We start from the raw sequence: 22,290 nt of genomic DNA, 5'->3' as shown, positions 1-22,290 counted from the left end.
CACTCCTGTTTATTTATATTTATAGAGTTCAGCCACTTCTTCGCGGGTCAGCTTGCGATAGGCCCCGCGCTTGACGCCGCTCAGGGTCAGGAACGCATACTGGACACGGCGCAGGTTGTGGACCTGGTAACCGAAAAATTCAAACATGCGGCGGACCTGGCGGTTGCGGCCTTCGTGGATGGTGATTTCCACACTGGTCAGATTGGTCTTCGGGTCATAGCCGATGTAATAGACATCGGCCGGTGCCGTCATGCCGTCCTTCAGTTCGACGCCGTCAGCCAGGTGCTGCAGGACCGAATCGGCAATACGCCCTTTGACCTTGACTTCATACGTCTTGTCGACGAGGCGGCTGGGATGCATGAGGATATTGGCCAGTTCGCCATCATTGGTCATGATCAGCAGGCCTTCCGTGTTCTGGTCCAGGCGGCCGACGGCATAGATGCGGTCCTTTTCTTTCCTGAAATAATCCATGACCGTCGCCCGCCCCTGGTCGTCGCTCGAAGTCGTGATGACGCCCTTGGGCTTATTGAACAGGTAATAATGCTTCGGCTGCGCTTCCAGGGTCTTGCCGTCGACGGCAATGCGGTCCTTATCGGGATCGACTTTCGTCCCCAGTTCGCGGACGATGACGCCGTTCACGCGGACGCGCCCTTCTAATATCATCTTTTCCGAAGCGCGCCGTGAAGCGACACCGCAGTTACTCATCACTTTCTGTAACCGTTCTTCCATCAGTTGCATCCTCCGTAATATCTGCCGGCATGTGGCCGGCTAAATCGGCCAGGGAATCCATGCCGATACATTCTAAAAAATAAGCGGACGTACCGTATAAAATCGGCCGGCCCGGACTGTCCTTGCGCCCCAGTTCCACGACCAGTCCCTGCTGGACCAGCGACGTCAGGACCCGTTCCGACGAAACGCCGCGCAGCTTTTCGATTTCAGCCCGCGTAATGGGCTGCTTGAAGGCTACGATGGACAGGACTTCCAAAGCCATGGAAGACAATTCCGTCGTCCCTGTCCGCACCCATTGCAGGGCCTCATGGAGGTCCGGCCGCGTGACCAGTTGATAGCCGCCGGCTACACGGATGAGGACCAGGCCCCGCCGCTGGCTGCTGAGCAGATGCTGCAGGCGACTGGCTGTTTCTTCCGTTTCGGCCTGGGTCCAGCCCGTATGGGTACAGATGGCTGTCACCGTCATGGGGTCGCCGCTCAGAAAGAGCAGGGCTTCCAGCAGAGCCGTCGGCTCTAGGGTATCAGTTTGGCGTGTATCGTAAGGCAACGGTATTCCCATCCTCTCCTTCAGCAATAGTAGCGCATTGACCGACCTTCAGCAATTCCAGGACGGCCAGGAAGGTGACGACCAGTTCGACCCGGGACCGGCAGGTCCGGAAAAGGCCTTCGACGGTCATCGTCCCCTGATTCCGCCGCAGGGCAAAGGTGACGCGGCGCATACATTCTTCGACGCTGTAGATTTCCTTCTGTATCCGGATCTCTACGGCCTCCGGCTCAGGCAGGGCCTGGCAGACTTTATGGAAAGCCTGGTAGAGGGCCTCTGTGTCGATGTGGCCGGCAAAACGGGCCTCATAGGGCATGGCCGTCGGCAAGCGTCCCAGCATCAGGCTGCGGACGTCCCACAAATGTCCCATAGCCTGGGACAAAGCTTTCATCTTCTTGTATTCGACGAGCTGCCGGACCAGCGCTTCCTGCGGGTCTTCTTCTTCCTCTTCCGTCAGTTTCGGCTGCTTGGGCAGGAGAAGGCGCGACTTGATCTGTAAGAGCGTCGCTGCCATGACGAAGAACTTGCTGGCGTAATCGACATCAAACGTGTCGATGTCTGCGACGTAGGCGTTGAACTGGTCCGTGATCTCGACGATCGGTATGTTATAAATATCGACTTTGTTCTTTTCGATGAGATAGAGCAACAGGTCCAGGGGACCTTCAAAATCCGATACTTTATACTTGTATTCTGTCATGATTCATTATAACTCATTTTCCCATGAATGTGAATTTAACTGGACTGCGAAAAGGAGCTGTCCTAAGACAGCTCCTTTGTTTTGCAAGGGACTCGTCGGCCACGGCCAACATCGCTTACACGCTCGTTGTTTTTTTGGTGCCGGGGACCGGAATCGAACCGGTACGGATATCTCTATCCGACGGATTTTAAGTCCGTTGCGTCTGCCAGTTCCGCCACCTCGGCATGACGAAAGATGAAAATATGGAGGCGGCACCCAGAATCGAACTGGGGATGAAGGTTTTGCAGACCTCTGCCTTACCGCTTGGCTATGCCGCCATATATGGAGCGGAAAACGAGGCTCGAACTCGCGACCCCCACCTTGGCAAGGTGGTGCTCTACCACTGAGCTACTTCCGCATTTGTGGTGCTCAGGGACGGAATTGAACCGCCGACACGGGGATTTTCAGTCCCCTGCTCTACCGACTGAGCTACCTGAGCAATTGGCGACCCCGATCAGATTTGAACTGACGATCTTCGCCGTGACAGGGCGACATGTTAAACCGCTACACCACGGGGCCACTTTCTTTCGTTCTTTCGAGGTCGCTTCGGTATTTCTTAGTGCCTCGAACAAAAACTATTCTACTACAAGAAAAGGGTTTTGGCAAGTACTTTTTTTATTTTTTTCAAACTTTTTTTGACGGCTAAAAAAGAGACGCCCCGCAATGGCCGAAACCACTACGCGACGCCTCTCTATAGTTCAAAAAAGGTTATTTTGCATAATCCACCATCCGCGTTTCACGGATGACGACGACTTTGATCTGGCCTGGGTATTCCAGTTCCGCTTCGATGCGTTTGACAATGTCATGGACCAGCAGGACGCAGTCCGATTCATCCAGCTTGTCCGGTTTGACCATGACCCGGATTTCTCGGCCAGCCTGGATGGCGAAGCAGTCTTCGACGCCATCGAAGGATTCGGCGATTTCTTCGAGCTTCGTCAGGCGCTTCAGATAGTTTTCCAGCGTTTCCCGGCGGGCACCCGGACGGGCAGCCGAAACGGCATCTGCCGCCGATACCAGGACGGCTTCGACGCTGTGCGGCTCTTCATCACCGTGATGGGCGGCGATGCAGTTGACGACCAGCTTGGATTCGCCATATTTCTTGGCGATTTCCGTCCCAATCGAAACATGGGTCCCTTCCAGTTCGTGGTCCAGGGCTTTGCCGATATCATGGATCAGCCCGGCCCGTTTGGCCAGGTTTTCATCGACGCCCAGTTCAGCTGCCATGATGCCGGCCAGCTGAGAGACTTCGATGGAATGGCGCAGGACATTCTGGCCATAACTGGTACGATAGCGCAGGCGGCCGAGGATCTTGATGAGTTCAGGATGCAAACCGTGGACGCCCGTTTCATACGTCGCCTGTTCGCCAGCTTCGCGGATTTTCTGATTGACTTCTTTGCGTGCCTTTTCGACCATTTCTTCGATGCGTGCCGGATGGATACGGCCATCAGCAATCAGTTTTTCCAAGGCAATGCGGGCGATTTCGCGGCGGATCGGGTCAAAGCACGACAAGATGACCGCTTCCGGCGTATCGTCGATGATGAGATCGACGCCGGTCAGCGTTTCAATAGCCCGGATATTGCGCCCTTCGCGGCCGATGATGCGGCCTTTCATTTCATCGTTCGGCAGAGACACGACAGATACCGTCGTTTCGGCGACGTGGTCGGCAGCACAGCGCTGGATAGCCATGGAAATGATTTCCCTGGCCTTGCCTTCGGCTTCTTCCTTGGCCTGTTCTTCCAGGCTCTTGATCATCTGTGCCGTTTCGTGCTTCACTTCGGTCTGGACGTTGTTCAGGAGCAATTCCTTGGCATCTTCATATGTCAAGCCGGAAATCCGTTCCAGTTCAGCCATCTTCTGTTCATGAAGGGCTTCGATTCTTTCCTGCATCTGCGTAACTTCATCTTCTTTACGCTGCAGGGCATCTTCTTTCTTCTCCATGGAATCGGATTTCTTGTCCAAATGTTCTTCTTTCTGCAACAGGCGCCGTTCAAAGCGCTGCAATTCATTGCGGCGTTCCTTGTGTTCCCGTTCTGCGTCGTTGCGCATCTTGTGGACTTCTTCTTTCCCTTCCAGGACGAGTTCCTTCTTGCGGGCTTCAGCGTTCTGCTGGGCCGTCGCAATGATGCGCTGCGCTTCGACTTCAGCCTGGCCGATCTTGCCTTCGGCGATTTTCTTGCGGTAAAGATACCCGGTGCCACCGCCGATGAGACCGCAGGCGACTGCTGCAGCAATAATCGTTAGCATAGTAATGGATTCACCTCCCCTTTCACAAAAAAAAGCCGAACTCCCAGTCCGGCTTTTTTTATGAGTATGTAAAATTTACTTCATGTTCAAAAAACCTACAATTATGCAAAATATAGACCAGTATATCAAACCGGCTCTCTTAATTGTAAATTTTTTTTATATCAATGTCAAGATAGACTTGACGTTTCCGGCACCTTGTAATCACCCATCGTCCTCTTCATCGCCACCGGTGAAGTCTTCCAGGATGTCCCCTATGACAGACGGCGAAAAGCCGCGGTACTGCAAAAAGCGGGCTGCCTTGCGGGCTTCATCGGCACGATAGGAAAATTTCCGCCCTGCCAGGGCCTGAGCCAGGGCGTACTCATCAGGCCGCTCGATGTCTTCCGGTACGGGCAGGCCGCGGCGGCGCAGGCGGTTGGCGATGTACAGGTGGCCGTACTGCCCTTTGCGGGCATAATAGCGGTACACGTCGCCGGCCAGGCGCTGGTCGTCGAGGAAATGTTCTTCCTTCAGGGCGGCGACGACTTCGTCCAGGACGGCCTCAGCAGCACCGCGGCGGCGCAGCTTGTCCCGCAGTTCCCTTTCGCTGAGAAAGCGGACATTCAGGAGCTGCAAGGCCTTTTCATAGGCTTCGCGGTACTCCATTTACGCTTCGTCGCTGCCGGCTGCCGGCGTATCCGGCGTTTCCAGTGCTGCCGTATCCTCTTCTTCCATGGCTTCGTCGAATTTTTCCGGTTCCGCTGCCAGCGTATCGCGGATGATCTTTTCGACTTCGTCTGTGATTTCAGGATGTTCCTTCATGAATATCTTGACGTTTTCCTTGCCCTGGCCCAGGCGTTCGCCTTTATAAGAATACCAGGTGCCGCTCTTTTCGATGATATCCATGGACGTGCCCAGGTCGAGGACGGTGCCTTCGCGGGAAATCCCCGTGCCGTACATGATGTCGAATTCGCAGTGTTTGAAAGGCGGTGCCACTTTATTCTTGACGACTTTGACCCGCGCCCGGTTGCCGATGACGTCGCCACCGGATTTGATGGCTTCGCCCTTGCGGATTTCCATGCGGATCGACGCGTAGAACTTCAGAGCCCGGCCGCCTGTCGTCGTTTCGGGATTGCCGAACATGACGCCGACTTTTTCACGCAGCTGGTTGATGAAGATGACAATGGCCTTGGACTTGGAAATGATGCCTGTCAGTTTGCGCAGGGCCTGACTCATGAGACGGGCCTGGAGGCCAACATGGGAATCGCCCATTTCCCCTTCGATTTCCGCTTTCGGGACCAGGGCGGCTACGGAGTCGACGACGATGATGTCGACAGCGCCGCTGCGGACGAGTTCTTCCGTGATTTCCAGGGCTTGTTCGCCATTATCCGGCTGGGAAATGAGCAGTTCATTCGTGTCGACGCCGAGGTGGCGGGCATAGACCGGATCCAGGGCGTGTTCGGCATCGATGAAAGCGGCAATGCCGCCGCTCTTCTGGGCCGAAGCGATGGCATGCAGGGCCAGGGTCGTCTTGCCTGATGATTCAGGGCCGTAGATTTCGATGACGCGGCCCCGGGGATAGCCGCCGACGCCGACGGCCAGGTCGACGGCCAGGGAACCGGAAGAGATGACTTCCAGATTCATCTTGTCGGCAATGTCTCCCAGGCGCATGATGGCACCTTTGCCAAAATCCTTTTCAATCTTGCGCATTGCATTTTCAAGTGCTGTCTGTTTTGCGTCCAACTTCATTCCTCCTAACTAGGCTTTCTTTGTATGATTCACTACATAGTGTACTAAATAATAGATGGCCCGCAGGGCAGCCCGCCGTTTGACTTCGGCCCGGCCGCCGTGATAGACGTCGCGGTGGGTCACGGTCCCCCAGGGGCCGCTGATGCCCGTATAGACCAGGCCGACGGGCTGATCCGGCGTACCTCCGCCGGGACCGGCGATACCCGTCGTACTGACGGCCAGATCCGTCCCATACAGGCGCCGGCTGCCATCGGCCATTTCGGCCGCCGTCTGGGCACTGACAGCCGTATACGTTTCCAGCGTATCATGCGAAACGCCGAGTATCTTTTCTTTCATCTCATTGCAGTACGTCCCGGCAGAACCGCGGAAATAATCGGAAGCGCCAGGGACATCGGTGATGAGCGAACCGACGAGTCCGCCCGTACACGATTCGGCAGCACTGACGGAATAGCCGCCCTGACGGACGATGTTCCCCAGGACATGGGCCATCGTGTCGTCATCAAAGGTGACGATCTGTCCGGCCAGCCGGCGGCGGACTTCCTGTTCCAAGGGAGCCAGCAATTCCCGGGCCTGGTCTTCGCGGTCAGCCCGGGCTGTCAGGCGGACTTCGACGAAGCCCGGCCGGGCATACATGGCCAAGGTCGGGTTCGATTGCCCCTGGACCAGATCCATGAGCTGTTCTTCAATAAAAGCTTCGCCCAAGTCGTAAATCTTGATGTACCGCGAAGCGATGCATCCCTGGCTGCCAAAGGTCTGGAGCAGCCACGGCTTCAGACGGTTTTCATACATCCAGCGCATCTCTGTCGGCGGCCCCGGCAGGTGGACCAGGGTCTTGCCGCCTTGCTGCATGGCCACGCCCGGTGCCGTCCCGGCGCCGTTATCGAAGAGTACCGCTCCTTGCGGGACCATGGCCTGGCGCTTCTGGTTCTCGGTCATGGCCGCGCCGCCATGATGGATGCAGACCCATTGGCGGACCGACTCGGCAATAGCGTCGTCATAGACGAGGGGCATCCCCATGAGGCGGGCGCCGATGATTTTGGTCATGTCGCCCTGGGTCGGTCCGAGACCGCCCGTCGTGATGACCAGGTCGACGCGGGACAGAGCCACTTTCAGCGCTTCTTCCATGCGCTGCGGGTTGTCGCCGACAGTCGTATGATAAATGACAGAATAGCCTATTTCATTGAGTTTCTTCGATAAGTAAGCGGAATTATAATTGGTAATTTCACCTAATAACAATTCGGAACCTGTCGTAACCAATTCCACTAACATACGCCATCACCTCGGTTAATCGATCCGTTCGGCTACGAGATCGTAAGCAAAGCCCTGGGCAATGCGGACGGGAATCATATCGCCTGGCTGCACGCCCTGGGCATCTTCCAGATAGGTCAGGCCATCGACATCGGGAGCCTGGATTTCAATGCGCCCGACGGCCTGACGGATACCCTTTTCTTCTTCTACTTTTTCGACGAGCATCGTATGGACAGAGCCTTCCAGTTCCTGGTTGCGGATTTCCGATACCTTTGCCTGGATGGCCATGAGCTGGTGATACCGTTCTTCCTTGACTTCTTCCGGTATCTGATCGTCCATAAGGGCGGCCGGCGTCCCGTCTTCCTGAGAATAAGTGAAGACGCCGACGTCGTCAAATTCCGTTTCCTTGACAAATTTACAGAGTTCCTGAAATTCTTCTTCCGTTTCGCCGGGGAAGCCGACGATGAACGTCGAACGCAGGGTCAGCTTGCGGCCGTGGCTGCAGAGCTTCTTCATGAGACGGCGCACATCCTCTTCCGAATCGCGCCGGTTCATGCGCTGCAGGACGGTCTGGGAAATATGCTGGAGCGGCAGATCGACATAGGGACAGATTTTTTCTTCCTTGACGATGAGATCCATCAATTCGTCCGTAAAGTAATGGGGATAGAGATAGAACAGGCGGATCCAGCGGATGCCATCGATTTTCACCAGCTGGCGCAGCAATTCCGGCAGCAGGGAGTGCCCGGCCAGGTCGACGCCATAACTCGTCGTATCCTGGGCGATAAGGTTGATTTCTTTGACGCCGTCAGCAGCCAGCTGCTGTACTTCGGCTACGACAGAGTCGACAGGACGGCTGTACAGCTTGCCCCGTACATGGGGGATGATGCAGAAAGAGCAGCCGTTGTTGCAGCCTTCGCCGATTTTGACATAGGCACTGTATTTCGGCGTCGTCCGCAGGCGGCTCGTATTCTGGTTATAGAGATGACTGACGTCATCCATGTAGCAGGCTTTGCGGCCTTTCTTGACCGTATCGATGGCTTCCCAGATGCGGTCCCACGAACCGGTCCCCAACAAGGCATCGATTTCCGGCATTTCTTTCATCAGGTCCTGTTTGTACTGCTGGCTCAGGCAGCCCGTGACGATGAGGATCTTACATTTCCCTTCTGTCTTGTAGCGGGCGGCCTGCAATATCGTATCAATGGATTCCTGCTTGGCTTTTTCAATGAACGTACACGTATTGACGATGATGATATCCGCCTGGGACAGGTCTTCCGTAATCTCCATATGGCGGTCACGAAGGATGCCCAGCATGACTTCCGTATCAATAAGGTTTTTGGAGCAGCCTAAGCTGACAAATCCGATTTTTTCCATGTATCTTTACTTTTCCTTTCCGAAGCGAACTGATTTGATCCACCAGGCCTGCAAATCGCGGCGGCCTTGATCAGAATATTGTTTTTTTACGGGGAATAAAGCGATTTCCTGGCCTTTGGCATCGACTTCCGCCTTAGCCGGCGGCAGGGCATCGCTCAAAAAAATGTGTTTTTGCCACAAGACGGCATTGGCATTGGACGAATAGAGCCAGTCGATGAAGGCATTCGTCAATTCACCGTCTTCGCACCAGTTGGTAACGGCCACCCCGGTCAGCCAATATGACGTGCCGTCCCGGGGATAGAGAATATAGATAGGCGCCCCGTCATGGCGGTACTGCCGGGCGACGGCGGCGTCGGCTACGCCCATATCAGCTTCGCCGCTGGCTACGCGGCGGACGTTGGCCGACATCGATTTCGAATAGGACGCTACATGGCCCTGGAGGGAGCGCAGGTAGCGTTCACTGTCTTCAATGCCTCTCATTTCTACGAAAGAACAGAGAAATTCGCCGGCCATGTCCATAGACGCCAGGTCCGGGAAGGCCAGGACCATTTCGGGATCCGTCAGGAGGTCGTCCCAGGTGCGGATCTGCATGCCCCGCCGTTCATAATAAGACTGGCTGACGATGAAGACCATCGGGTTATACCACAGGCCATTCCACAGCTGTTCCGGGTCCTTCATGGACGGCAGCACCTTATCGGTGACGGGCGACGCATAGGGCTGGAGGATGCCGTTTTTCTTCTGTTCCCGCAGATTGTCTTCCGACACGATGAGGATATCCGGCTTGACGCCGCTGTCCGTTTTCAGGGCCTGGCGGATATCGCCGTCGCTCTTGGAATAAATCTGGACGCGCAGATGTTTCTGTTCATAAAAAAGCTGAGCCAGTCCGTCGTTGACATCCTGAGGCAGGTCGGAAAAGACGACGAGATGGCGTTCCGCTTCATAAGCCCGCTGAGCCTCTTCCTGCTGGCGCTTCGTCAAAATCGGGCCGCACAAGCTGAGGAGCAGGATGACGAAAAGGCTGAGGACAATAAAAGGCACGAATTTCTTCATTAGATTCACCTGAATTTTCTAGTCTTAGCCGTTCCCCTTCCCTGCCTGCGGGATGGGGCAGCAGGACGGCCGGCTTTATCAGGCCGCCGTCCTGCCTGATGGCGCCGCGGCGCAATAAGGCATTTCGGGCCATAACCGATGAGGTCCCGCCGGCCGGCCAGGCACAGGGCCTTATAGACAATATCATAATTGGCCGGGTTCTTATACTGCATGAGGGCCCGCTGCATCTGTTTTTCTTCCGGCCGGCGGGCGACGTAGACCTTTTCCCCCGTCAAGGGATTGAGGCCGGTATAATACATGGCCGTCGACAGGCTCCCCGGCGTCGGGATGAAGTCCTGCACCTGTTCCGGCTGCATATGCATGTCCCGCAGAAATTCAGCCAGGGCCACGGCATCCTTCAGGGTACAGCCGGGATGGCTGGACATGAAATACGGGACGAGGTACTGTTTCTTTCCCAGTTCCCGGTTGGCCTCATCGAACCAGTCCTTGAACTTCAGGAAAGCCTGGACGTCGGCCTTTCCCATGAGGTCCGTCACGTGTTTGACGACGTGTTCCGGAGCCACTTTCAGCTGACCGCTGACGTGGTACTGGCAGAGTTCCTTGACGAAGGCCTTGTTGTGATCGGCCAGGACATAGTCATAGCGCAGGCCCGAACGGACGAAGACCTTCTTGACGCCCTTGACGCTGCGGATTTCCCGCAAGAGCTTGACATAATCATCATGGGACGTATCGAGGTTCGGGCAGGTCTCACTGCCGATGCAGTGGCGGTTGCGGCAGGCGCCGTCCTTGAGCTGCTTGGCACAGGCAACGTGACGGAAGTTCGCCGTCGGGCCGCCGACGTCATGGATATAGCCCTTGAAGCCCGGCAAATGGGTCATGCGCTCCGTTTCCCGGACGAGCGATTCATGGCTGCGATGCTGGATGATACGCCCTTGATGGCTGGCGATGGCACAGAAATGGCAGTGGCCGAAACAGCCGCGTTGGCTGGTCAGGCTGAACTGCACTTCATGGAGAGCCGGTACGCCGCCGGCGGCATCGTAATCGGGATGCCAGCGCCGCTGGAAGGGCAGTTCGTAAATGGCATCCATCTCTTCCGTCGTCAAGGGCAGGGTCGGCGGCGTCTGGACGACGAAGCGGTTCTCTGACGGCTGGATGAGAGTCTTGCCGTAAAAGGGGTCCTGCTCTTCATACTGCATCTTGAAGGCCCTGGCAAAAGCCAGTTTATCGGCCTTGACCTCTTCATAGGACGGGCAGACGACGGTCTTATCCGAAATGGGCGGCCTGCTGGTCACGTAGCAGATACCGCGGATATCGTACATTTCAGCGACCGTCTTGCCTTCGGCCAGGGCGTCGGCGATTTCGACTACGGAATGTTCCCCCATACCATAGCTGAGGATGTCAGCCTTACTGTCCAGGAGGATAGAATGACGCACTTTATTGGACCAATAATCGTAGTGGGCAAAACGGCGCAGGCTGGCTTCAATGCCGCCGATGATGATGGGCACGTCTTTATAAGCTTCCCGCATGCGGTTGGCATAGACAATCGTCGCCCGTTCCGGCCGACGGCCGGCTTCTCCGCCGGGTGAATAACTGTCGTGGCTGCGGAATTTCTTGGCCGCCGTCTTTTCATTGAGCATGGAATCCAGATTGCCTGCCGTAATCAAGGCAGCCAGCCGCGGCCGTCCCAATTGCTTGAACGGTTCGTCACTGTGCCAGTCGGGCTGGGAAATGATTCCGACACGATAGCCCCGGCTTTCCAATACGCGGCCGATGAGGGCTGCGGCAAAACCGGGGTGATCGACATAGGCATCGCCATTGATGTAGACAAAATCGAGTTGGTCCCAGCCGCGGCGTTCCATGTCTTCCCGGCTGGTTACTAAAAATTTCTCGCGCATATTGCTCCTTATTTAAATTAAAATCCAAATGATGAGCAGCAGGAAAATGATGATACCGGCAATGATAGTGATTTCCGGCCATTTCCCCTGGCGCTGCTTCTTCTTTTTAGTACTATCTTTACGGATTTTCTTCTTTTTCACGGGCATAATAGTCCGCACTTCCGGCTGCGGGGTCCGCTCTTCGACGTTTTCCTTATATTCCCGGGCCAGGGCAACGCCGTCCAGTTCCAGGAAATTGCCATAGTTGCGGAGGAAACCTTTGACGAAGACGGCACCGGGGATGGCATCGTATTCGTCTTTTTCCAGGGCTTCCAGGTATTCCCGCTTTATATTGAGGGCATAAGACACATCCTGCAGCGTCAGCCCCTGTTGTTCTCTTGCCAGTCGCAATACTTCGCCAATCGAAGATTCATTCACGGTTATTCCTCTCCCTACTCTCTATAATCGTATCTTTTATTATATAACAGATACGGCAAAGGGTACAGGGGGTCAGCTCAAATACTTCTGCTGGACCTCATCGGCCGTCATGAGGATTTCCCGCGGCTTGCTGCCGTTATTGGGGCCGACGATGTGCATGGCTTCCATCATGTCGATCATGCGGGCTGCCCGCGTATAGCCGACGCGGAAGCGGCGCTGGAGCATGGACGTCGATGCCTGCCCCGTTTCCAGGACCATGTCGATGGCCTGGCGCATGAGGTCGTCTTCAAAGAAATCGACGCTGTCTTCGGGATTTTCCGACTGGGCCTTCTGGACAGCTTCATCATACTGAGGACCGCCCTGGGCTTTGATAAATTCTACCATCTCATCGATTTCCGAATCAGAAATGAAGGCCCCTTGGACGCGGAGCGGCTTGGATGCGCCAAGGGGATAGAAGAGCATGTCACCCTTGCCGATCAGTTTTTCGGCACCGGCCATGTCGAGGATGGTCCGCGAATCGACCTGGCTGGAAACGGCAAAGGCGATACGGCTGGGGACATTGGCCTTGATGAGGCCGGTCAGGACATCGACAGACGGCCGCTGTGTAGCCAGGACGAGGTGCATCCCGCAGGCCCGCGCTTTCTGACCCAGGCGGATGATCGACTTTTCGACGTCGTCCGATGCCGTCATCATGAGGTCTGCCAATTCGTCGATGATGATGACGATGAAAGGCATGGCATCTTCCGGATGGAGTTCATTATACCGGGAAATATCCCGCGTATGAGTGATGGCGAAGCGCTTGTAGCGGTCGTCCATTTCCCGGACAGCCCAGCGCAGGACGCTGGCGGCTTTCTTCGGATCCGTGACGACTGGCGTCAGCAGGTGAGGAATACCGTTGTAATTCGATAATTCGACGACCTTCGGATCGATGAGGATGAGCTTGACGTCTTCCGGCCGCTGTTTAAAGAGGATGCTGGCGATGAAGGTGTTGATGCAGACACTCTTGCCGGAACCGGTCGAGCCGGCTACCAGGAGGTGAGGCATCTTGGTCAGGTCGGCGACGATGGGATTGCCGGCAATATCCTTGCCCAGGCAGACCGGGACGCCGCCAGCGGCCTTGCGGAACGTATCCGTGTCGATGACGTCGCGCAGATTGACGCCGGTCAGCTTCTTGTTCGGCACTTCGATGCCGACGGCAGCTTTGCCGGGAATCGGCGCTTCGATACGGATATCCGTCGCAGCCAGTTTCAAGGCCAGGTCGTCGGCGAGATGGACGATTTTGCTGACCTTGACGCCAGCCGCCGGTTCCAGTTCATAGCGCGTAATGGACGGCCCCTGGCTGGCATTGAGTATCTTGGCGTCGATATTGAAGCTCTGCAGCGTTTCCTGGAGGATGCGGGCATTTTCCCGGACTTCATCGCTCAGGCCGACGGCGTGCTGCGGACCCGGTTTCAACATGCTCACCGGCGGCAGATGGTACGTCTTTTCACCGGCGGCTTTGGGAACGGCACTGCTCCCTTCTTCGCTCGTATCGACGGCGACGCTGCTCTTTTCGACTTCGATGGGTTTGAGGTCGTCCATGTCATGACGAAGGACATCCGTTTCCTGCGCCAGCGGCGTTTTTACTGGGGCGGCAGGCTGGACATCGTGGGCCGTCGGTTCCGTATCGCCGACGATGGTTTCATGGATCTGGCTGAGCTTTTGCGGTTCCGGTGAAGATTCTGCTTCTTCAAAACCGTCGCTGGCCCAGTCATACGGGACGTCTTCTTCGATGGGGCTGGCGTCGAAACGGACTTCTTCCACGCCGTTGCCCAGGTCGCGGGCGTCGGATATGGTCGTCGCTGCGGGATGGTCCGAGTTCTCGGGATGATTGTCGATTACGGGATTCCCACAAGCGGGCCGCCCTTCCGGGACGGCCCCTACGCCATGCGAATCATCGTGATTCCCACAAGCGGGACGCCCTAACGGGTCGTCCCCTACAACCGCCTGCAAATCGAAGATGCCGCGGCGTTCGTGCCACTGTTTCAAGGACTGGGATGCGTCCTGCAGGCCTTCGACGGCCTTGCCCGATACTTTGGCCGCTTCCTGTCCGGCCTTATCGGCTACGACAGCCACAGGCTTAGAAATAGACCAATTCTTCCAGACCAGGAAGGTGACGATGCAGGCGCCGGTAATAGCCATGACAGCCCCAAAAAATCCGAGAAACCGGCGCAGGACCGAGGCCATGACAGCCCCGACGACACCGCCGCCGACGGACAGACTGTGCGGCAGAAATTCCGTCCCCTCCGGAATGACCAATAAATGGACCAATCCCAGGAGGAGGACATAGATCCAAGTCCCGACGGCCCAGGATTTCGTAACCGGGCAGGCCTTGCGGATGACGATATACTTCAGTCCCAGGACGATGAGGGACAAACTGACGACAATCCGGCCCAGGCCGAAAATATACGCTAAGATATCATCGACGCTGTGGCCGATGCGGCCTGTATCGAAGCCGATGAAACCGACCGTCGCAAAAAGGCCTACGAGAATACAACAGATACCAATGATTTCATATTTCAAAAGCGGCGATGTCCCTGCCTTCCTGGCAGTCTTCGCCTTCTGACGCGTACCAGCAGTCCGCTTGGAACGGCTGGTTTTACGAGTCTTTCCTTTCGCCAAAACATTTCACCTTCTACTAATAGATTACTTACCGCCGCGGCGTTTGTGCCAGGCAGCCGTCATAGATTGTTCCTGCCCGTAAGGCCGTTCCTTGTAATACGACGCCTCTTTCAAGGCATCCGGCAGATACTGCTGGGCCACCCATCCCCCATCGAAATCATGGGGATACCGATAGGTCAGGCCATGGCCCAGAGCGGCTGCGCCGCTGTAATGGCTGTCGCGCAGATAATCGGGCACATCACCGCAGTCTTTGTGGCGGACATCGGCCAGAGCCGCATCGATGGCCAGATAGGCACTATTGCTCTTCGGCGCACAGGCCACGTAAATGACGGCTTCTGACAAGATGATGCGTCCCTCCGGCCAGCCGACGAACTGGACGGCCTGGGCAGCGGCATTGGCAATGACCAGGGCCTGGGGATCGGCCAGTCCGACGTCTTCGGCTGCACAGATGACCAGGCGGCGGGCAATGAAGGACGGCTGTTCGCCGGCTTCGATCATACGGGCCAGGTAGTGCAGGGCCGCATCGGGGTCGGAGCCGCGCATGCTTTTGATGAAAGCCGACACCGTATCGTAATGGGCATCGCCTTTTTTATCATACGTATATACTTTATGACCGGCTACCTTTTCAATGGCGTCGTGCGTGATATGGCCGCCAGCCGGTACGACCAGGCAGACCTGTTCCAGCAGGTTCAGGCCGACGCGGGCATCGCGGTCAGCCAGACGGGCCAAGGTCCCCAGCATCTCATCGCTGGCGGAAATCCCCAGCGAACCCAGGCCTTTCTCCCTGTCCGTCAGGGCCCGCCGCAGGACGGCTGTGACGGCCTGTTCCGACAGGGGTTTCAATTGGATGACGCGCAGGCGCGACAATAAGGGGCGGTTGACTTCGAAATAAGGATTTTCCGTCGTCGCCCCGATGAGGATGACCGTCCCGTCTTCGACATACGGCAACAGGACGTCTTGCTGACTTTTATTGAAGCGGTGTATTTCATCGATGAAGAGGATCGTCCGCTTTTGATATAGATGGATGGCATCCTGCGCAGCGGCAATGACCTTGCGAAGTTCTGCCGTGCCTGCCGTGACTGCGTTGAGGGTTACGAAACGGCTGTCCGTTTCATTGGCAATGACATGGGCCAGTGTCGTCTTGCCGACACCGGAAGGACCGTAAAACAACAGGGACGGAATGGTGTCCTTTTCGATGAGGGTCCGCAAAAAACTACCGGGCCCGATGAGGTCGTCCTGGCCATAGATGTCATCCAGAGATTCCGGCCGCATGCGGACGGCCAGCGGTGCATAGCCCTGGCCGCTCCGTTCATCAGCCATAGAAAATAAATCGTCTCCGCTCATTTGTTTGCTCTCCAGACTAAATAGAACGCCGCTAAGTCTCCTCAGCGGCGGACAAGTAACTAAATTCTCAAATAAGAAAAGAGCCCCACCATGCCGTTTATAAACCGAGTTTTGAGCCTGCCTAAGCAGGTGGGTGTTCTCCTATAAAGGTCGACAGTCCAGTGAAGGCATTGCCTAACGATATAGAGCCCGAACTCCCAATGTAAAAAGTGTTGGTTCAAAACATCGAGACCATTTACGCACACAGTAGGGTTTCTTCTTGTTCTTAGTATAATAAAATACGCAAGAAAAATCAAGCCTTGACAAATGGAAAAGGTGCTCCTGCATAAGCAGAAGCACCTTTTCGTGGTTCGTGGTTCGTTTGGCGTTTGGCGAAGTGGCACACAAATACCGTTTTTGGATGTCCACAGGACTCAGTCGGGCCGCCCTTTGGGACGGCCCCTACGAGCCACGAGCCACGAGCCACGATTATTTCACGACTTTCTTTACAGCGGCTACGACGTTTTCAGTGGTGAAACCGAATTTCTTGAATAAAACGCCAGCCGGAGCGGATGCACCAAAGGATTTCATGGAAACCGTCGTGCCGTCGAGGCCGACGTATTTGCCCCAGCCGAAGTCCGAAGCGGCTTCGACAGCGACACGGGCGCGGACGGCTTTCGGGAGGACCTGTTCTTTATAGGCTTCGTCCTGCTGTTCAAAGAGTTCCAGGCAGGGCATGCTGACGACACGGACGTCGACACCTTCTTTAGCCAGTTCGTCTTTGGCGTTGACGGCCAGTTCGACTTCCGAACCACTGGCCATGATGATGGCATCGGGAACGGCTTTCTTGGCATCGGCGATGACGTAAGCCCCTTTCAAGGCTTCTTTGCTGCTGCCGGCGAGCTGCGGCAGGTTCTGACGAGTCAGGACGAGGGCCGTCGGCGTCTTCTGGCTGGTAGCAGCCAGGTACCAGCCGGCAGCCGTTTCCGTAGCGTCAGCCGGACGGAAGACGTTGACATTGGGAAGGGAGCGGAGCATGGCCAGCTGTTCGATCGGTTCATGTGTCGGACCGTCTTCGCCGACGCCGATGCTGTCGTGCGTGAGGACGTAGGTCGTCGGCAGGCTCATGAGGGCAGCCAGGCGGATCATGGGTTTCATATAATCGCTGAAGACGAAGAACGTACCGGCATACGGACGGACGCCACCGTGGAGGGCCAGGCCGTTGGTGATGGCACCCATGGCCAGTTCGCGGACGCCGAAGTGGACGTTGCGGCCGCTGTAATCGGCTTTGCTGAAGAAGCCTTCGTCTTTCATTTCCGTCTTGTTCGACGGAGCCAGGTCGGCACTGCCGCCGAAGAGCTGGGGCATGATGTCCTTCAGACGATTGATCATCGTGCCGGACAAGCTGCGCGTAGCCTGCGGCTTATCTTCATAAGCCCAGAAAGCTTCATTATTCAAGAGAGCCTTGGCATCGACATCGCTGTGGAAGGCATCCCATTTGGCCTTCATTTCCGGGAATTTAGCAGCGTAGTCGGCAAAGAGTTTCTGCCAGTCCGCTTCGGCTGCGCCGGCTTTCTGGCTCAATTCAGCATAATGCGCATAGACTTCGTCGGGAATGTAGAACGTTTCCTGCGGTTTCGGCCAGCCCAGGTTTTCTTTCATGGCGACGATATTTTCTTCACCCAACGGCGAGCCATGAGCGGCAGCCGAACCCTGTTTAGCCGGGCAGCCATAGCCGATCTGGGTCTTGATGGTGATGAACGACGGATGTTCTTTATCGGCTTTTGCTTCTTCGATAGCTCTGCCGATGGCGTCGAGATCCGTGCCGTCTTCGACGGTGATCGTCTGGAAGCCGAAAGCAGCCATGCGGGCCTGGACATTTTCGGTAAAGGCGATGTCCGTGTTGCCTTCGATGGAAATGTTGTTGCTATCGTAGAGGACGATGAGTTTGGACAGGCCTAACGTCCCGGCCAAAGAGAAAGCTTCCGAAGAAATACCTTCCATCAAGCAGCCGTCGCCGCAGAGGGCGAAGGTGTAGTGGTCGACGACGGGATAGCCCGGTTTATTGAAAACAGCTGCCAAGTGAGCTTCTGCCATAGCCATGCCGACAGCCATGCCCAAGCCGGCACCGAGGGGGCCTGTCGTCGCTTCGACGCCCGTCGTGTGGCCGTATTCCGGATGCCCCGGAGTCAAGGAGCCGTCTTGACGGAACTGTTTAATATCGTCCATGGTCAGGCCGTAGCCGTAGAAATGGAGCAGCGAATACAGCAGCATCGAGCCGTGGCCCGCCGACAGGATGAAGCGGTCGCGGTTCGCCCATTTCGGGTCCTTTGCGTTGTGGTTCATGTGGTTTGCCCAGAGTTCGTATGCAATGGGAGCTGCGCCGAGGGGCAGGCCGGGATGGCCGGAATTTGCCTTCTGGATGGCGTCAGCTGACAATACACGAATGGCATTTACACAAGTCGTATCAATGGTGCTCATTAGTCAAATCGCTCCTTTTTATGTAATCGAAGATAAATAGACATTCACCTTATTATGTAAAAAAAGGACCCCTTCTGTCAATGGCAAAAGGGGATTTTGAGAGAATTTTATATATGCTATAATAAAGCAGTTTATGAATTTTTCGAGAAAGGATAGACTCATGACGAAAAAATACTTTTTCTTCGATATCGACGGGACCCTGGGGCTGGGGATTTCCAGCATCATCCCGGCCGATACGCTGTACTGCCTGCGCCGCCTCGTCCAGGAAGGCCATTTCATCGCCATCGCGTCGGGCCGCCTGCAGCACGACACGCAGACCTTTGCCGACCGCTATGGCATACCGGCCGTCGTCGCCGACGGCGGCAACAGCCTGTCCCTGGACGGCAAAGTCCTGGAAATGACCGGCCTGCCCCTGGAGAACTGTAAAGCCCTCCTGCGCGACCTGACGGCCCGCCACTACCCTTGGGCCGTCGTCACCGATAATACCATCAACCGTTATACGCCTTATGTCGATTTCCCTCACGACGACCCGAGGAACTACATGGAAACCGTCGTCCGCCCAGTCGACATCGAGAGCCTGACGGCCGTCTATAAAATCATGTACGCCCGGCCGCAGCGGCCCGAAGATGAAGTGCCTGCCTACGGATTGCCCCACTTGGAATACATCGACCACACGTACCTCATCGAACCGACGGACAAGAGCCGCGGTATCCTGCGAATGCTGGATCTCGTCGGCGGCAGGCCGGAAGACGCCGTCGTCTTTGGCGACGGCCTGAACGACATTTCCATGTTCCGTAAGCCCTTCTTCTCCATCGCCATGGGCAATGGCCGGGATGAATTGAAAGCCCGCGCCGACTACGTCACCGGCGACAACGACAAGGGCGGCATCCTGGAAGCCTGCAAAAAATTCGGCTGGCTGTAAGGGATAGTCCATAGTTTGTAGTTTTTAGTTGTGACCGGCGCCTTTTAACAGGGCTTCCCGCAGGCGGTCTTCGATCTGGACCAGTTCTGCTTCCGCTGCCTGCCGCTTCTGGCGGCCTTCCTGCTGGATGCGCAGCGTATCTTCAATGGTGCTGATCAAATCTTCGTTGACCTGTTTGACCGTTTCGATGTCGACGATGGACCGTTCATTTTCAACAGCCGTATCGTGGGAGTTCTGCTTGAGCATGGCCGCATTGCGCTTGAGGAGCTCATTCGTCGTATTGGAAACGGCCTGCTGCATTTCCAGGGCTTCTTTCTGCCGTCCCAGGCCCAGGGCCAGGACCATCTGGTTCTTCCACAGCGGGATGGTGTTGTAAATGGCACTCTGGATGCGGTCGACGAGGATCTTGTCATTGTTCTGGATGATGCGGATCTGCGGTGCCGTCTGGATGGCGATGGTCTTGCTGATCTTCAGGTCGTGCACTTTCTTTTCAAAACGGCTGACAGCATCCTTGAAATCCTGGACGACCTGGACGGCCATGGGATTATCCGATACCTGGGCCTGGGCTTCCAGCTTTGGAATCGTCGTCTGGTTCAATTCCTGTATCTTTTCTTCGCCAGCCTGGATATAGAGCTGGAGCTGCTTGAAATATTCCAGATTCTTGTCGTAAAGGCCGTCGAACATGGCAATGTCCTTCATGAGGGTCATTTTCTGGTTGTCCAGGCCGGCTTGTATCTTGTCAATCTGGGCGGCCAGCGTCGTGTAGGATTTGGTCAGGGCTTCACCTTTCTTGAACAGCGAGCCGACGACGGGCAGGCTGGCAAAAAAGCCCTTGTCTTCATCGTTTTCGTCTTCAAAGGCTTTGACCCGCTTGACCAGGTCGTTGAGCAGGTCGCCGGCTACGGCCGGATCCGTACTCTTGACAGTCGACAAGACGCTGTTGGAAAAGTTGGCAATGTTCTTCTGGGCGCCGCTGCCATACTGGACGATGGCGTTGGAATTGACCAGGTCGATGGAATCCTTGATGGTGTCGATCTGCTGCCGTTCTTCCGGCGTCAGGCTTTCGACCTGAGCATTGAACTGAGCCACTTCATGGCCCTGATCGACGACGGGTACAGCCGGCTGGCTTTCAGCATGCCGTTTTTCTAAGAGGTCATTCAAATTGATATCAGCCATACTATTTACCTACTTTCTTTTTGTATTCAAAAACTGGTCGGCCAAATCGATGATTGTCCCGACCAGGTCATCACTGTGCTTAGCCTTGCTTCCGGAAGACGACGTATCCTGCCGGGGGGCTTCCGTCTGGATGCCGTCAGCGGCCATGTTCTGCTTCATGACCTTCATTTCGGCGTCGAGGTCCATGAGCTGGGCGTTGAGGACTTTGGAGAACTGGTCTTCATAGGCTTCATCGAAATTATCCAGGAGCTGTTTGATTTCCTCTTTCGCCTGCTGCACTTCCTGCGCTTCCAGGCCCGTCTTTTCCAGTTCCTGGTATTTGCGGACCAGGAGCAGGGCCCGGTCCTGATAATAGTCGACGAAGCGGCGGGCCAGGCTCATCCGTTCCGGATGCTGCTGGAGATAAGTCAGGAAATTATTGGCAATACCCTGCATCTTGCGCAGCTGTTTACGCAGCTCGTTATCCTGGACGCGCTTCAATTCCTTCTCCAGGGCATTGAAATCGTCGACAGCCTTGTTGAAAAGTTCATCATTGAGCTTGTCCAGTTCCTCATTACCGCTGGAAAAATTCAATTGCGGCTTGGCATGTTTCTTTTTCCGGCGATGAGCCCAATAAAGCATGAGGATGCCGAAGATGATGCTGAAGGTCCCGGACAGATGGCCCGTAGCGAACCAGTTATAACCAGGAATGGCAAAGCAGACAAAGGCGATGAGATATAAAAAAATGTTCACAGTCGTCCCTCCTAAGTGAAGAATGTCTTTTCTTAATCATAGCATTTTTCGACATCTACTACAAACTGCAAACTGCAAACTGCAAACTTAATACTCAAAAAGGCACTGTCTTCATGAGACAGTGCCTTTTTCAGCTTGTTTGTCTTTATATCTTTTTGTCCATTTCCAGCGGTTGTGCAGCCAGAACCAGTCTTCCGGATACTTGCGGATATGGGCTTCCAGGCGGTCGTTCAATTCCTGTGTCGTTTCGTACATGATGCGGTCCTTCTCTTCCTTGGAGAGCTTGTGGTCCGCCGTGTACGGCTTGATAGGCGGCAGGACTTCGACGACGTGGTGGTACGGCCGGTCTTCATGGATGAAAGTCGACACGATGGGGTAGTTGGCCAGGCCGGCCATCTTGGCCGGTCCGTCCGCCGTCAGCGTGTCCATGCCGAAGAGCTTGACCATGATGCCGGCATAGCCCGGGTCCTGGTCCATGAGCAGGCCGATGTAGTGGCCTTCCCGAAGGAAGCGGACCATGTCGCGGATGCCCGTCTTATAGGTGACGTGCTGTTTCATCATGGCCCGGTACTCGTTGATGAAGGCATCGGCGCTCTTGCTGTTCTGTTCCTGAGCGACGGAAATAAGGGGATAGCCGTTCATGGCCAGGACGGCCCCCAGGAGTTCCCAGTTGCCGGCATGGGAGGCCATGAAGACAGCCCCTTCGCCGCTGGCTTTGAGCTCGTCCAGGTATTCCTTGCCGTGCCAGGTAATCTTTTCGTCGAGGAGCTCCTTCGTATAGCGAGGATACGACAGGACTTCGACGATCATCGGACCAAAGCGGACCGTACTGGCCCTGGCAATGGCCATGGCCTTGTCCGGGTCCTCTGTCAGGCCACAGTCCAGGATCTGCTGCTGGGCCAGCACTTTTCGCTTCTTCGGGACGAAAGTCCAGAAAAAGGCACCTAAAAAGGTGCCCAGGGCCCGGCGACAGCCTTCGGGAATGTGGCAGATGATCCAGCTCAGACATTTCATAAAGGTGTACATAGGCAAA

General features: G+C 55.7%; 18 protein-coding genes, 5 tRNA genes and 1 other RNA gene. 1 reads left to right on the top strand and 23 read right to left on the bottom strand.

Annotated elements, in window-relative coordinates:
- Window positions 1-9: 9 nt before the first annotated feature.
- From C6362_RS06360 to tkt, 20 genes are all read right to left on the bottom strand, one after another.
- Window positions 10-729: a pseudouridine synthase gene (locus C6362_RS06360; protein ID WP_014015898.1), complete on the bottom strand. Its 720-nt coding sequence runs from the start codon at window positions 727-729 to the stop codon at window positions 10-12.
- On the bottom strand, window positions 698-1,276 hold the full coding sequence (gene scpB, locus C6362_RS06355) for an SMC-Scp complex subunit ScpB (RefSeq protein WP_041647126.1): 579 nt from the start codon (window positions 1,274-1,276) through the stop codon (window positions 698-700). The genes C6362_RS06360 and scpB overlap by 32 nt, the downstream gene beginning before the upstream one ends.
- Window positions 1,251-1,970 carry a segregation and condensation protein A gene (locus C6362_RS06350; RefSeq protein ID WP_014015896.1) on the bottom strand — a complete coding sequence of 240 codons (720 nt, stop codon included), beginning with the start codon at window positions 1,968-1,970 and terminating at the stop codon, window positions 1,251-1,253. Before C6362_RS06350 ends, scpB begins: the two co-directional genes overlap by 26 nt.
- A gap of 135 nt (window positions 1,971-2,105) precedes the next feature.
- Window positions 2,106-2,194, bottom strand: a tRNA-Leu gene (locus tag C6362_RS06345).
- A 19-nt stretch (window positions 2,195-2,213) separates the two neighbouring features.
- Window positions 2,214-2,287, bottom strand: a tRNA-Cys gene (locus C6362_RS06340).
- A 5-nt stretch (window positions 2,288-2,292) separates the two neighbouring features.
- Window positions 2,293-2,367: transfer RNA gene (locus C6362_RS06335), tRNA-Gly, on the bottom strand.
- A gap of 5 nt (window positions 2,368-2,372) precedes the next feature.
- Window positions 2,373-2,448: transfer RNA gene (locus C6362_RS06330), tRNA-Phe, on the bottom strand.
- 3 nt (window positions 2,449-2,451) lie between these two features.
- Window positions 2,452-2,528: transfer RNA gene (locus C6362_RS06325), tRNA-Asp, on the bottom strand.
- Window positions 2,529-2,717: 189 nt separating this feature from the next.
- Window positions 2,718-4,253 (bottom strand): ribonuclease Y, encoded by a 1,536-nt coding sequence (gene rny, locus C6362_RS06320; RefSeq protein WP_014015895.1) that lies wholly within the window; start codon window positions 4,251-4,253, stop codon window positions 2,718-2,720.
- A gap of 201 nt (window positions 4,254-4,454) precedes the next feature.
- Window positions 4,455-4,898 carry a regulatory protein RecX gene (locus C6362_RS06315; protein ID WP_014015894.1) on the bottom strand — a complete coding sequence of 148 codons (444 nt, stop codon included), beginning with the start codon at window positions 4,896-4,898 and terminating at the stop codon, window positions 4,455-4,457.
- Window positions 4,899-5,981, bottom strand: coding sequence for a recombinase RecA (gene recA / locus C6362_RS06310; protein WP_173364613.1), 1,083 nt, complete (start codon window positions 5,979-5,981; stop codon window positions 4,899-4,901).
- A 9-nt stretch (window positions 5,982-5,990) separates the two neighbouring features.
- Window positions 5,991-7,250 carry a competence/damage-inducible protein A gene (locus tag C6362_RS06305; RefSeq protein WP_014015892.1) on the bottom strand — a complete coding sequence of 420 codons (1,260 nt, stop codon included), beginning with the start codon at window positions 7,248-7,250 and terminating at the stop codon, window positions 5,991-5,993.
- Between the two features lie 15 nt (window positions 7,251-7,265).
- Window positions 7,266-8,600, bottom strand: coding sequence for a 30S ribosomal protein S12 methylthiotransferase RimO (gene rimO, locus C6362_RS06300; RefSeq protein WP_014015891.1), 1,335 nt, complete (start codon window positions 8,598-8,600; stop codon window positions 7,266-7,268).
- 6 nt (window positions 8,601-8,606) lie between these two features.
- Window positions 8,607-9,650, bottom strand: a complete 1,044-nt coding sequence (locus C6362_RS06295) for an ABC transporter substrate-binding protein (protein WP_014015890.1) — start codon at window positions 9,648-9,650, stop codon at window positions 8,607-8,609.
- A gap of 5 nt (window positions 9,651-9,655) precedes the next feature.
- Window positions 9,656-11,545, bottom strand: a complete 1,890-nt coding sequence (locus tag C6362_RS06290) for a YgiQ family radical SAM protein (protein ID WP_014015889.1) — start codon at window positions 11,543-11,545, stop codon at window positions 9,656-9,658.
- 12 nt (window positions 11,546-11,557) lie between these two features.
- Complete coding sequence (locus C6362_RS06285; RefSeq protein WP_014015888.1) at window positions 11,558-11,962, bottom strand: helix-turn-helix domain-containing protein; 405 nt, start codon at window positions 11,960-11,962, stop codon at window positions 11,558-11,560.
- Between the two features lie 72 nt (window positions 11,963-12,034).
- Complete coding sequence (locus tag C6362_RS06280; RefSeq protein WP_014015887.1) at window positions 12,035-14,623, bottom strand: DNA translocase FtsK; 2,589 nt, start codon at window positions 14,621-14,623, stop codon at window positions 12,035-12,037.
- A 24-nt stretch (window positions 14,624-14,647) separates the two neighbouring features.
- Window positions 14,648-15,967 carry a replication-associated recombination protein A gene (locus tag C6362_RS06275; protein WP_014015886.1) on the bottom strand — a complete coding sequence of 440 codons (1,320 nt, stop codon included), beginning with the start codon at window positions 15,965-15,967 and terminating at the stop codon, window positions 14,648-14,650.
- A 78-nt stretch (window positions 15,968-16,045) separates the two neighbouring features.
- A non-coding RNA gene (gene ssrS / locus C6362_RS06270) (6S RNA) lies at window positions 16,046-16,223 on the bottom strand.
- Between the two features lie 212 nt (window positions 16,224-16,435).
- Window positions 16,436-18,427 (bottom strand): transketolase, encoded by a 1,992-nt coding sequence (gene tkt, locus C6362_RS06265; RefSeq protein ID WP_014015885.1) that lies wholly within the window; start codon window positions 18,425-18,427, stop codon window positions 16,436-16,438.
- A 160-nt stretch (window positions 18,428-18,587) separates the two neighbouring features.
- Between tkt and C6362_RS06260 the strand changes: the two genes are divergently transcribed.
- A complete protein-coding gene (locus C6362_RS06260) occupies window positions 18,588-19,349 on the top strand; it encodes an HAD family hydrolase (protein ID WP_014015884.1) in 762 nt (253 codons plus the stop codon).
- Between the two features lie 24 nt (window positions 19,350-19,373).
- On the opposite strand, the gene C6362_RS06255 is transcribed toward C6362_RS06260, so the two are convergent.
- From C6362_RS06255 to C6362_RS06245, 3 genes are all read right to left on the bottom strand, one after another.
- A complete protein-coding gene (locus C6362_RS06255; RefSeq protein WP_014015883.1) occupies window positions 19,374-20,525 on the bottom strand; it encodes a toxic anion resistance protein in 1,152 nt (383 codons plus the stop codon).
- A gap of 9 nt (window positions 20,526-20,534) precedes the next feature.
- On the bottom strand, window positions 20,535-21,257 hold the full coding sequence (locus C6362_RS06250; RefSeq protein WP_014015882.1) for a 5-bromo-4-chloroindolyl phosphate hydrolysis family protein: 723 nt from the start codon (window positions 21,255-21,257) through the stop codon (window positions 20,535-20,537).
- 111 nt (window positions 21,258-21,368) lie between these two features.
- Window positions 21,369-22,283, bottom strand: coding sequence for a lysophospholipid acyltransferase family protein (locus C6362_RS06245; protein ID WP_014015881.1), 915 nt, complete (start codon window positions 22,281-22,283; stop codon window positions 21,369-21,371).
- Between the last annotated feature and the right edge of the window lie 7 nt (window positions 22,284-22,290).

The organism is Megasphaera elsdenii DSM 20460 (genome assembly GCF_003010495.1).
GTDB lineage: Bacteria > Bacillota > Negativicutes > Veillonellales > Megasphaeraceae > Megasphaera > Megasphaera elsdenii.
The sequence above is the reverse complement of the archived record's forward strand: the minus strand, read 5'-3'. Positions and strand labels throughout refer to the sequence as shown.